Source organism: Pseudomonas sp. LTGT-11-2Z (genome assembly GCF_003691445.1).
GTDB lineage: Bacteria > Pseudomonadota > Gammaproteobacteria > Pseudomonadales > Pseudomonadaceae > Aquipseudomonas > Aquipseudomonas monteilii.
Genome location: NZ_CP033104.1, coordinates 679,742 through 691,691, shown reverse-complemented (window position 1 = coordinate 691,691; position 11,950 = coordinate 679,742). Strand labels below are relative to the sequence as shown.

General features: G+C 62.5%; 10 protein-coding genes. 1 reads left to right on the top strand and 9 read right to left on the bottom strand.

The features are described from left to right. Positions 1-12 precede the first annotated feature (12 nt). Together msbA and D8767_RS03130 are read right to left on the bottom strand one after the other, a co-directional pair. The gene (gene msbA, locus D8767_RS03135) at positions 13-1,821 is read right to left on the bottom strand and encodes a lipid A export permease/ATP-binding protein MsbA (RefSeq protein ID WP_016712354.1); all 1,809 of its coding nucleotides are present in this window, start codon (positions 1,819-1,821) and stop codon (positions 13-15) included. 15 nt (positions 1,822-1,836) lie between these two features. Beyond that, complete coding sequence (locus D8767_RS03130) at positions 1,837-3,012, bottom strand: O-antigen ligase (RefSeq protein WP_016712355.1); 1,176 nt, start codon at positions 3,010-3,012, stop codon at positions 1,837-1,839. 100 nt (positions 3,013-3,112) lie between these two features. Between D8767_RS03130 and D8767_RS03125 the strand changes: the two genes are divergently transcribed. Further along, complete coding sequence (locus D8767_RS03125; RefSeq protein ID WP_016712356.1) at positions 3,113-3,718, top strand: hypothetical protein; 606 nt, start codon at positions 3,113-3,115, stop codon at positions 3,716-3,718. A gap of 3 nt (positions 3,719-3,721) precedes the next feature. Here D8767_RS03125 and D8767_RS03120 read toward each other — a convergent pair whose 3' ends face one another. The 7 genes from D8767_RS03120 to D8767_RS03090 all read right to left on the bottom strand — a co-directional run bounded on the left by D8767_RS03120 (position 3,722) and on the right by D8767_RS03090 (position 11,862). Then, a complete protein-coding gene (locus tag D8767_RS03120) occupies positions 3,722-4,813 on the bottom strand; it encodes a glycosyltransferase (protein ID WP_016712357.1) in 1,092 nt (363 codons plus the stop codon). A gap of 37 nt (positions 4,814-4,850) precedes the next feature. Next, on the bottom strand, positions 4,851-5,624 hold the full coding sequence (locus D8767_RS03115; RefSeq protein WP_016712358.1) for a glycosyltransferase family 2 protein: 774 nt from the start codon (positions 5,622-5,624) through the stop codon (positions 4,851-4,853). A gap of 65 nt (positions 5,625-5,689) precedes the next feature. Further along, entirely contained in the window at positions 5,690-6,646 is a 957-nt protein-coding gene (locus D8767_RS03110) for a glycosyltransferase (RefSeq protein WP_016712359.1), read from the bottom strand. Positions 6,647-6,694: 48 nt separating this feature from the next. Then, positions 6,695-8,098 carry a PIG-L deacetylase family protein gene (locus D8767_RS03105; protein WP_122048277.1) on the bottom strand — a complete coding sequence of 468 codons (1,404 nt, stop codon included), beginning with the start codon at positions 8,096-8,098 and terminating at the stop codon, positions 6,695-6,697. Beyond that, complete coding sequence (locus tag D8767_RS03100) at positions 8,095-8,991, bottom strand: antimicrobial resistance protein Mig-14 (RefSeq protein WP_016712361.1); 897 nt, start codon at positions 8,989-8,991, stop codon at positions 8,095-8,097. The genes D8767_RS03105 and D8767_RS03100 overlap by 4 nt, the downstream gene beginning before the upstream one ends. Then, on the bottom strand, positions 8,991-10,121 hold the full coding sequence (locus tag D8767_RS03095; protein ID WP_016712362.1) for a glycosyltransferase: 1,131 nt from the start codon (positions 10,119-10,121) through the stop codon (positions 8,991-8,993). The genes D8767_RS03100 and D8767_RS03095 overlap by 1 nt, the downstream gene beginning before the upstream one ends. Next, positions 10,105-11,862, bottom strand: coding sequence for a carbamoyltransferase (locus tag D8767_RS03090; protein ID WP_016712363.1), 1,758 nt, complete (start codon positions 11,860-11,862; stop codon positions 10,105-10,107). The genes D8767_RS03095 and D8767_RS03090 overlap by 17 nt, the downstream gene beginning before the upstream one ends. Positions 11,863-11,950: the final 88 nt, after the last annotated feature.

The window sequence follows — 11,950 nt, the reverse complement described above, 5'->3', positions numbered from 1 at the left end:
ATCAAGGAGGGTTCAGGTGATATCAGCCTTGGCCGGCTCATCCAGCCCCATGGCGTGCAGGCGGGCATAATGGCCATTAGCCGCAAGCAGCTCGGTATGGGTGCCGCGCTCCACCAGGCGGCCCTGATCCATGACCAGGATCTGATCGGCCTTCTCGATGGTCGACAGGCGGTGGGCGATCACCAGCGTGGTGCGACCTTGCATCACATGGTCCAGGGCAGCCTGGATGTGCCGCTCGGACTCGGTATCCAGCGCCGAGGTGGCCTCGTCGAGAATCAGCAGCGGTGCGTTTTTCAGCAGCGCGCGGGCAATCGCCAGGCGCTGGCGTTGGCCGCCGGAAAGCAGCACACCGTTCTCACCCACTTCGGTATCGAAGCCCTTGGGCAACCGGTCGACGAACTCCTTGGCGTAGGCGTCGGCCGCAGCAGCTTCGATATCTGCGCGCGGGGCGCCAGCCAGGTCGCCGTAGGCGATGTTATTGGCCACGGTGTCGTTGAACAAGGTGACGTGCTGAGTCACCTGCGAAACATGGCGGCGCAGGTTACGCAGGCGATAGTTCTCGATTTCCACGCCATCGAGCAGAATCTGCCCTTGGTCGTGGTGATAGAAGCGCGGGATCAGCGCGGCCAAAGTCGACTTGCCGCTGCCGGAGCGGCCCACCAGGGCGATCATTTGCCCTGGCTCGGCGACAAAGCTGATGTCGCTTAGCACTTCGCGCTCGGTACCCGGGTAGGTGAAGCTCAGGTTGCGCACTTCCAGGCGCCCTTCCACGCGCTCCTTCTCGACAGTACCGGTGTCCAGCTCAGGTTCTTCGTCCAGTTGCTCGAAGATGCTTTCTGCACCGGCCAGGCCCTTCTGGATGGTCGAGCTGACTTCCGAAAGCTGGCGGATCGGTTTGGGCAGCAGGCCGGCGGCGGTGATATAGGCAACCAGGTCGCCAGCCGTGGACTCGCCGCGCAGGAACAGCACCAGGAACATGAGCGCGGCCATGGCGCTGTAGATCACCAGCTGCAGCATCGGCGTGTAGAGCGAGCCGGTCTTGGTCATACGCAATTGCTTGTCGGTGTTGCTCTGGCTGGCCTTGGCGAAGCGCTGTTCCTCATAGGCCTCGCCACCAAAGCTGCGCACCACGCGGTAGCCCTGGATGGTTTCCGAGGCAACGTGGGTGACATCACCCATGGCCACCTGGATCTTCTTGCTCTGTTTGCGGAATTTCTTGCTGGCAACGCTGACCATTACCGCAATTACCGGCAGGATGGCGACCATCACCAAGGTCAGGTGCCAGTTCATCCACAACAGGTAGGCGAACAGGAACACCACGGTCAGGCCTTCGCGGATCACCACCTTGATGGCGTCGGTCGCCGCGCCGGTGACCATGGTCACGTTGAAGGTGATGCGCGAAATCAGGTGCCCGGAGTTATGGTTGTCGAAATAGCGGTTGGGCAACACCAGCAGCTTGTTGAACAACTCCACCCGCAGGTCATGCACCAGGCACAGGGACACCTTGGCCAAGAAGTAGTTGCCGAGGAACGAACCCAGGCCCTGCCACGCGGCGATCAGGATGATCAGCAGCGGCACTGCCTGCAACAATTGTAGGTCGCGCAGGTAGGGCACGTTGGGGAACAACACCGCTTCGGGGTTGCTCAGCCCATCGACGAAGTATTTGAGGATGCCCGCCAGCATTGGCTGGGTTGAGGCAAAGATCACGAAACCGACAATGCTCAGCAGGAAAATGCCGACATAGGGTTTCACATAGCTCAGCAGCCGGAAGTAGATCTTCAGGCTGGAGGTTTGCTCCGCCGGTCGCGGTGTTTCGGCCATTATCGAGCTCGCTGTTCAGGTTGAACCCGAAATTTTACCACAGGCGCCATTTTCGGCACGCCCCCATGGCAGCATCATGGCAAGGCCGACAGGCAGCCAGCTGATGAACCACTCGGCACGCGGCGTCCCGGTGAGGCTGGCGGCATCGAACTGCATGGCCAGGGTCGAGTACACCCAGAACCCCAGAAGGATCTTGCCAAACAGTGTGCCGCGCGCACGGATGATTTCGCCCAGGGTGAACAACCACACGATGACCCAGAGCAACATGCCAGGGATCCCCATTTCCACGGCAACATGGGTGAACATGTTGTGGGTGTGGTCAAAGTGTTTACCCACGGCACTTACGTCGTAGGCAGCCCCCAGCCCCAGGCCGGTCCAGGGGTGTGCGGCAATCATATCGATGACGGCATTGAAGATTTCCGGCCGATAGGACGAACCGCGCTTGGCGATCAGGTCGTATACGACGAAGAACGCCAGGCCGGTGGCAACCAGCGCAAGGATGGAAAACACCTGGCTGTGGCGATCGCGGAACCACAGCGGCGCGATCACCACGGTGATCACCAGGGCCAGAACCGCCCCGCGGCTCTGGCTGAGCATGGCAAACGCGCCCAGACAGACCAGCGCCGCCAGCCATAACAGCTGCATGCCACGCTGGCGCGGCGGCTCGTACAGCAAGAAGAGCACCGCCGAGCCGATGACATAAGCCCCCAGAATCGGGTGCGAGATCTCGCCAATGCCTGCCAGACGGGCTAGCAACGATTTGCCCTGCAAACCGTAGAAATTGATGATCGAGACCAGCGCGGCGAGGGCCAACAGGCCGCTGCCAAGCAGCAACAGCTGACGAATGCGGGCCCTGCCTTGCTGCGCCAGCAGCGGGAATGCCAGCAGGAATACCAGAATGTAGACAAGCCGCTTGATCTCGCGCCCTGGGTCTTCTGCGGGCGACCAGGCCAGGCTCAGCCCGCACCACGCCAACAACAGCAGCACACTCACCCACAGCGCCGGCTGGCGCCTCCAGGCTTGCACCAGCACTTCACGGGCAGACCACGCCAGTACCAGCGTTGGCAGCCACAAAAACAACACCAGCCCCTGCTGGTAAACCTTGTTGCTCGGTGCCAGGGCAATTGCTGCCAGGAACCAGACCAGACCCAAACCTAACCAGGCCCGTGCCCAGTTTTTTTGATACAACATCCTTTCCCCCGATGAATCAAAGACACCATCCATGGTGCAACAGCATTATTTTCGGCATTATTGCCGGTCATTTTGCTCGCCAGACGACAAGGCTCTATTCATGCAATGCTCCCGGCTCACCCAGGTCGACTTCGATCAGCTGACACAAGGCGCACAGGTGCTTGAGGCAGACAGCCATGGCGCCAAAGTCTACCTGCTCAAGGATGGAAATTTCCTCAAGGTTTTTCGTAGGAAGCGGCTGATTTCATCTGCACTGTTGCGCCCCTACTCGCAGCGCTTCGTCGATAACGCTGCGCGCCTGGCACAACTGGGCATCCCTACGCTCGAGGTGATCAGCCAGCACAAGCTCGACCTGCCAGGCCGTACCGCCGTGCTGTATCGCCCGCTGCCCGGGCGTACCCTGCTGCAAATGTCGCGCGATGAAGGGTTCAGCTGGGATACCTACCTGCCGCAGCTGATTCAGCTGGTTCGCCAGCTGCACCACAGCGGCGTGTACTTCCGCTCGCTGCACCTGGGCAACGTGGTGGTTACCCCCGACCAGCGCCTGGGCCTGATCGACGTGGCCGACATGCGTTTCCTGCGCCCGCCGTTGTCGGCACGCATGATTCGTCGCAATGTGCAGCACATGGTGCGCTATATCGAGCGGGAGAACCTGGGTGACCGGTTCCCCCTCGCTGCGTTCGAGGCTGCCCTGCTGGCACGCTGAACGTCAGTTGCGCAGCAAGCTCTGCGAGCCATTGCAGAAGGCCTGCCAGGCTTGCTCCGGCGCCAGCGCCTGACGCTGCCGGGCGGCTACCGTCCGGGCGCTGAGGGACGTGCATCGTTCGATTGCCTCGGCCCATGCCCCCTCATCGGCTACCGGCAGGTAACCCCCGGTATCCTGCAACTGTTCGCGAAACACTTGCAGGTCGCTGCACACCACCGGCACGTCGGCCATGACCGCCTCCTGCACCACCAGCCCCAGGCCTTCAGAGCGAGAAGGCACCAGTAGCCAATCGAACGCCCGATACAACTGCTGCAGGTCTTCACGGTGACCGCACAGGTGAACGCGCGCGGCCAGGCCCAGTGCATCGATACGCGCTTGCAGCACGGCGTGCAGAGGGCCTTCGCCAATAATGGCCAACTGCAGGTCCGGCTGATGTGTGCTGGCCCGGGCAAACGCCTCGATCAGCATCTCGAAGCCTTTGCTTTCCACCAACCGCCCTACCGCGCCGAGCATCACCCCAGTCGCAACAGGCAACTGCAGCGCCTGCCTGGCGCTGTCACGGCTCAACAACGGCTCGACGAACGCTAACGGGTCAAGCGCCATGCGCAGGGTCTGCACCGGCCTGCCCAAGTCGTGCTCCAGTGATTCGGCCAGCGTATGCGACACCGCTGCGATGCTCAGGCGCTCGGCGGGGAACATACGCAACAAGCGTACATCGCTACTGTTCAGGCGCGTCTTGCCATGGAACAGCACCTTTGCCCGTACCTGGGGAATGTTCTGCAACAGCGGCAGCACCAGCCGCGCGACACCAATACCGTCGAGCAGCACGACCTCAGCCTTGGCCTCGGCCAGCGCCTTGCGCAAACGCAAGCGCAACCAGGGCCGCAACAGGCGCCACAGGTGCCGCCCTTTCAGCGCACGCAGTGGCATGTGCCACTCCCGGGTCGAGCCAAGCCCGCAACACAACCCGCTTCCCAGCAGCAACCAGTTACTGATCCGGGCATCAGTACCTGCGTGCGACAGCACTTGGCGATGCACCTTGTGGATGGACATGTACGGCGTTCCACCCGCCCACATCATATTGACGATGTTCATGGGCCCTCTCCCGCTCATGTCAGGTGGGACAGCGACTTCATTGAACAAAAATGGTGATACCCATGCCGATCAAGGCACCCGTCACCAGCGTCAATGCCAGTTTGATCCGATCACGTTGACGGCGTTTGGCCTTGCGCTCCACTTCGATGGGCAAGGTCACGTGATTACCGAATCCAGTGTGCAATACTGCATCACCCTCCAAGGTGACCGCTGTCAGATTTAACTCAGCGTAGCGTCGGGAAAGCGCCTTCTCTCCAGCATAGGCGGCAAATGGCGCGCAGCGCTGGTAATCACTCAAACGCCGCAGACCGGGGTTGAGCGAAAACGCCTGCCATTCAGCCTTGTCGGACAGCAGCGGGTAGCAAGGCACACCCGCGATCACCTGCCGATCGCCCAAGTGGATGTAAGGGCTATGGATGGCCAGGTCGTGAGCATGACTGCGCAGCCACACCTGCAACAGGTTGGGGCTCACATCCAGAATGGCCCGCGAGTCTTCGACAAAGCCTTGGCGATAGAAATGCCAGTCGTCCTCGCAGTGGAAGATGTACGGCGTCTTGACGTGGCTGTAAGCCAGGTCGATAGACGGCAACTGGCCAAGCTTGGGCCGGTTAACGAACACCTTGCAGTGCGGTTTCCAGTGCTCTGGCACAGCGGCATGCACAGCATCGTCACCGGAATCTTCGGTGATGAATACCTCGCGAATGGGCGCGGTGTTGCAGCGGTCGAAACTCTCAAGGGTATCTTTGAGCAGATCGAACCGCCCACAACTGGTCACGACGAGTGTGACGTCACTCTCATTTGAAAAGCGCACCGGACTCCCTCCGCATTGCGACAAACGGCCTTCAACAACCCGCTCCTGGGCGTGAAAGCTCTTATTTAGATGCCCAGCTTCAGGCGCAACCGCTGCCATGCAGACAAGGGCGGGTGGGGCCTGAGCGCCGGGCGCATGTGGTCGACGATGCTACGTCCAACTGCGGCGAAACTGAAACGGGAAACCGCCAGATGGCGGCCATTTTCTGCAATCTGCCGGGCCAGTTCAGGGTCTGCCCGCAAACGGCGGAGCTTTTCCTGAAGGGTCGGGATGTTGTCATAGAACACCACGTTGTGCATGTCCTGCAGGCCCAGCGCGCGGTTCTCTTCCTCGCCCTGGTCGTATGCCAGCAATACGCAGCCACAGGCCATGGCTTCGAAATTCTTGATCATGTATTCGCCCATGCCAACGTCGGCACTGACGAAGAACCGGATACGGTTGAGCGTGTTGCAGTAGTCTTCGCCCGACTTGGTACGGGTAACCAGCAGGTTCTCGACCTGCCCCAATTCGTCCAGCAGCGCCTTGCGGCCGCTGTAGGCCACGCTGTTGACACTGCCGACGAAGGCCAGTTCGATATCGCGCTCACGCCCTTGGTCGGCCAGCAGTTGCTCGTCATAGCCCTTGGGCACGAATACCGCATCGAAGCCTTCCTGGCGCAGGCGTTCGCTGACCATGTAGCCCGAGCTGATGACCCGCGCCCATGGCAGCTGCCGGTAATGGGCGCTGAACTTGCCGGTGTACTTGCACGGGATGTAGTTCTGGTAGGCATCGTGCTCCAGGATGACCAGGTTCGGCACGGTGCGGATGAAAGCCACCTGGCGAATCTCCTGCTTGAAGCGCAGGAAGAACACGATGCGGTCATAGCGCTCGACCTGCACTTCACGCTTGAAGTAGCGGCGCAGGTTGCGCTGGTCATCGCTGGTCAGCCAGCGCAGGTCGCACTCGCAGTTGGCCGCGACGCCGTCGTACAGGCGGTCGAGAATAGCCCGCTGTTCCTTCTGTACCAGAAATAGGACTTTCATAACGTTCCTTGGGCGCTCTGCGCCATCGCGGTCAACCATGGGGCGTGCTTACAGTTCACGCCGCCAGAACAGTTCGTGCCGGCGCACGGCCTTGCGGAAGAACTCGTTCTCCCCGTAAGGCGAGGGCTGCCGCCCGGCCAGCCAGCGCTGCAGCAGGCGGCGCAAGCGGCGCTTTAAGGGCGCCGGCGGCTGCAAGTCGTGCATCATGCCCAGGGCCATGGCCTTGTCGCGCTGCGTGGCCAGGTCCAGCACCAGGCTGCAGGGTGCCCAGGCCTGGGCTGCGCTCAACTGCGGCGGCAAGGCCACGCCGTCGCCACTGTCGCCCATCGGCCAGCGGTCGTTGTCGTGCAGGTGATTGGCGTAGCACAACAAGGTCTGCGGCTGCCAGGCCAGGCCTTGCAGGGCCTCCAGCACGGCCGCCTGGGCGCAGATGTGATCGGGGTGCGGGTCGAGTTGTGGGTGCGGCATCACCAACACTTCCGGCTTGGCCATTTCCAGCAAGGCCCGCAGGTCGGCCAGCAGGTTGTGCCAGGTTGGCGCGCCATCGCGGTCGGCCGGTAGCGGGAACGGGTTGAACTGGCGGAACACGCGGATATCGGCCAGGTCAGCTTCACGGGAAGCAGCCGGCTGATCGGGCGCGGCCTGCATGGCAGGCAGTTGCAGGCAGAAGTAACCCAACTGCACGCAACGTGACTCCGGCACACCAGCCCAGCGGGGCACAGCGATGCTGTCCCAGGCACGCAAGCGGCCCTTCAGGCGGGCGGCCTCGGCTTTTGCCAGGCCCATCTGCTGGTAGTGTTCGGCTTCGATCTCGCCAGCTGTCAGGGTGACCACCCAGGTTTCGTCGGCTTGGCTGTAGAGGCCATATGCAGCCAGCTCGGCGTCATCGGCGTGCGGCGCGATCACCATCACTCGGCGACGTTGCAGCTCGACAGCGGGGGTTATCCACAGGCGCGGCTGGCCTTGCAGCCGGCAATGACGACCGCGCAGGCGCAAGGTACCCGCTTGCAAGGGCACGGCCAGGCCGGTCAGGTTGAGAAACCGTACGCCATCGACACCACGCTCGAACGTTTGCCGGTCAGCCTGCTCAGCAGCGCCCAGCTCTACCCGAGGGTCGAGAAACCGCCCCAGCCAGGAGCTTTTTACCTGCAGCTCAAGCATGAGGGTTTCGTCACCCTGCAGCACGCAATCGGCCTGGAGCTGGCCATCGCGCAGGCTGGCAGGCACTTCCCGCGCCTGTTCACCGAAGTCGTAGGCGTAATCCTCGCCCGGGGCGTAGAACAGATGGTCGGCAAACCAAGCTTCGTGAGCCGCCCAGACCAGCGGCAACAGCAGCAGTGGCAGCCACCACCAGCTGAAACCCCCCAAGGCGACCAACGCAACCAGGCCCGTCAGCAAGCCCAGGCGCTTGTTGCGCCGGTGGCGCTTGAGCAACTGCTGCTTGCGGCTCACGCCTGGTACACCGGCACAGGGTTGCACCAGCGGTCCTTGTACTCGCGGTCGGCACGGCCGAACGAGAACCGCAGTGGCTTGTTGCGCGCACGGGCGTCTTCCCAGGCGGCCTGGGTATTGAGGAAGCTCAGCACGCTACCCGGGCTGAAAGCCTTGGTTTCAGGGTCTACGCCGCCATTGATGTACTCGACGCTGATCCATTCCGGCGCTTCGACGCGGTACACCAGCTGAATGGCAATCGGCTTGCCATCCAGCAGCAGTACCGAGCCGATCAGCAGCGCTTGCAGGCGCTCCAGCACCTGGGCCATGTGCTCGGCACCGGTGGCCGGGAAGCCCCAGCGGCGCTGGAACAGGTCGCAGTACATGCTGGCGATTTCCTGCGCACTGAAGTCGCTGATCGGGCGTACCACGCCACCTGCTTCTTCCAGCAGGCGCAGTTCGCGGCGCTGGTTGTAGCGGAATTTTTTCGACAGGTCTTCAGGGGCGCGGGCCATGGCCAGCTGTTCCTTCTGCGCCTTGAGGCCGCTGAAGCGGCCCTGGTTCAGGTCGGACAGGTAGCGTGCGGCATGGCGCAGCGGTGCAGCGGCATCGGCTGCCGCCGGCAGGATGATTTCGGCATTGCCCAGATCGAACAGGGCTTTCTTGCCAGCACGCTTGAGCACATCCTTGGACAGCGCCAGGTGACGCCCCCAGGTTGGGATGGCGGCCTTCAGCTCACCCGCCTGATGCCAGCCCAGGTATCGCACCGGGATCTGTGCCAGGTCTGCCAGCTGTTCGACCACCAGCGGATGAGTGGCAACACTGCCACCAAAGCGCGCCCATGCCTCGGCATAGGCCTTGGCGTCTATAACTTGCCAACCGCGTTCGCGGAAGGCCTGGATTCGATTGAGCATCAGGCCTGCTCCACCAGCGCACGCACTTGCGGCAGCTGCCAGAAGGCTTCACGCACCGCATGGTCAGAGAAGCGTTCACGCAGACGCTGCAACATGTGCTCGGCACAGACCTGGCGCTGCTCGCCGTCCAGCACGGCCAGATGCTTCAGCCCCTGCGCCAACTGTGCAGCATCGCCCAGCGGGAACAGCACACCCACACCCTCGACCACTTCGCGGGCCCCGCCGCATGCCGTGGCGAGCACCGGCACACCGGCGACCATGGCTTCGAGCAGGACCATGCCGAACGGCTCATGGTCAGAGCTCAGGGCAAACACGTCGAACGCCTGGAAATAGCGCCGTGCATCCGGCACTTGGCCCAGGAAGTCCACTTGCCCGGCAATACCCAGCTCGGCGGCCTGAGCCTTGAGCTTGGCCTCCAGCCGGCCCTTGCCGAGAATCGCCAGACGGGCGCCCGCTGGCAGCCCTGGCAACGCCTGAGCAAAACCACGCAACAGGGTTGCCTGGTCTTTGTCGGGGTGCAGGCGCCCGACATTACCGACGATCCATGCCTGTGCATCCAGGCCCAAGGCCTGGCGTGCTTCGGCGCGCGGCACCAGTGCCGCTTGCAGGGCGTCGATATCGATGCGGTTGTACAGGGTCTGGATGCGTTCGGCCGGCCAGTGCGGCAGGCAGCGGCGCATATCGTCACGCACGGCGTCCGACACGCCCAGCAAGCTCAGGCGCTTGCTGAACAGGTTGGCGAACAACCGGCGGCCTTTGCGCTCGTAGTCGCCAAAGGCATGATGCACGCCAATCACCGGCAGGCCGGTGCCCAGCAGGGCCACGTAGATCGGCTTGAAGCGGTGAGCAATGCAGAACGCGAAATTGCGCTCGGCCGCGATCCGCCGCAAGGCACGGATGGCGCCGAGCTTCAGGCCACGCACGGCCTTGGAGCTGAACGCCAGGAACAGCACCTCGTCCGACGCGCAGCCCGCCGCTACCTGCGGGTCGGCAGCGCCGGTGAGGAACACCGTGGTGACCTGGTAGCCACGGCCCTGGAACAGGCTGGCGTACTGACGGGCGCAATCCAGGAAAGGCCCGTCATAGCCATGGCAGAACTGCAGGATGCGCGGTTCAGAGCGGCTGGTCATAGGCGGCAGCGCCGTCCTTCACGACCAGGATGTCTTCCATGATCAGGTACTGCAGGTCCGAGCCGAAGAACATGTTCAGGGCATCGGTCGGCGAGCAGATCATCGGCTCACCACGGCGGTTCAGCGAGGTGTTCAGCGACACGCCGTTGCCGGTCAGGTCTTCCAGCGCCTTCATCATGTCGTAGTAGCGTGGGTTGTACTCACGCTTGAGCACCTGGGCACGCGAAGTACCGTCCTCGTGGACCACTTCCGGCACACGGGTTTTCCACTCTTCAGCCACTTCGAAGGTGAAGGTCATGAACGGCGCCGGGTGGTCGACCTTGATCATCTGCGGGGCGACGGTGTCGAGCATCGACGGGCAGAAAGGTCTCCAGCGTTCGCGGAACTTGATCTGGTGGTTGATGCGGTCAGCCACACCTTCAACGCTCGGGCAGCCGATGATAGAGCGGCCACCGAGGGCACGCGGACCAAACTCCATGCGGCCCTGGAACCAGGCTACCGGGTTGCCGTCGACCATGATCTGGGCGATCTGCTGCGGCATGTTCTCCAGCTTGCGCCACTTCGGCTGGTTCGGGTGACGGGCGCAGGCCGCGATCACGTCTTCGTTGGAGTAAGACGGGCCGAGGTAGACGTGTTCCATCTTCTCGACCGGTACGCCACGGGCATGGGAAACATAGGCCGCGGCGCCAACGGCAGTGCCTGCGTCGCCAGAGGCCGGCTGGACGAACAGCTCTTTCACGTCCGGGCGGGCGATGATCTTCTGGTTCAGTTTCACGTTCAGCGCGCAGCCGCCGGCGAAGGCCAGCTTGCCGGTTTCACGCAGGGTGTCGCCCAGGTAGTGGTCGATCATCTGCAGCGCCAGTTTCTCGAACAGCGCCTGCATGCTGGCCGCGTAATGAATGTACGGCTCGTCGGCGATGTCGCCTTCGCGCTTGGGGCCCAGCCATTCGATCAGCTTCGGCGAGAAGTAGAAGCCCTTGCCCTTCTCTTTATAGCGGCGCAGGCCGATAACGTTGGCATACTCGGTGTTGATCACCAGTTCGCCGTTTTCGAAGCTGGCCAGGCGCGAGAAGTCATACTTGCTGGCGTCGCCATACGGCGCCATGCCCATGACCTTGAACTCGCCGTCGAGCATTTCGAAGCCGAGGAACTCGGTGATCGCGCCGTACAGGCCACCCAGGGAGTCCGGGTCGAAGAACTCCTTGATCTTGTGGATCTTGCCGTTTTCGCCGTAGCCAAAGAAGGTGGTGGCGTATTCGCCTTTACCGTCGATGCCGAGGATGGCGGTTTTTTCCTTGAAGCCCGAGCAGTGGTAGGCACTGGAGGCGTGAGCCAGGTGGTGCTCGACCGGCTCGATCTTGACCTTTTTCGGGTCGAAGCCCAGCTGCTCCAGGCACCAGACGATCTTCTTGCGGTAGCGCTTGTAGCGACGGTTGCCCATCAGGATGGCGTCGAGGGCACGATCCGGGGCGTACCAGTAGCGCTTGGCATAGTGCCAGCGCGCCTTGCCGAACAGGCTGATCGGGGCGAACGGGATGGCTACCACGTCGACGTCGGACGGCTTGATGCCTGCCTGTTCCAGGCAGAACTTCGCCGACTCGTAGGGCATGCGGTTCTTCGCATGCTTGTCACGCACGAAGCGCTCTTCTTCGGCGGCGGCAATCAGCTTGCCGTCAATGTACAGGGCCGCGGAAGGGTCATGGCTAAGGGCGCCGGACAGGCCAAGGATCGTCAATGCCAAGGGATTAGCCTCTTCATTCGGTAAAAATGCGCCAGCGGCCTCTTGGGCGGGTGGCGGCTAAAGGGCGGGATTATAACGCAAAGATCAG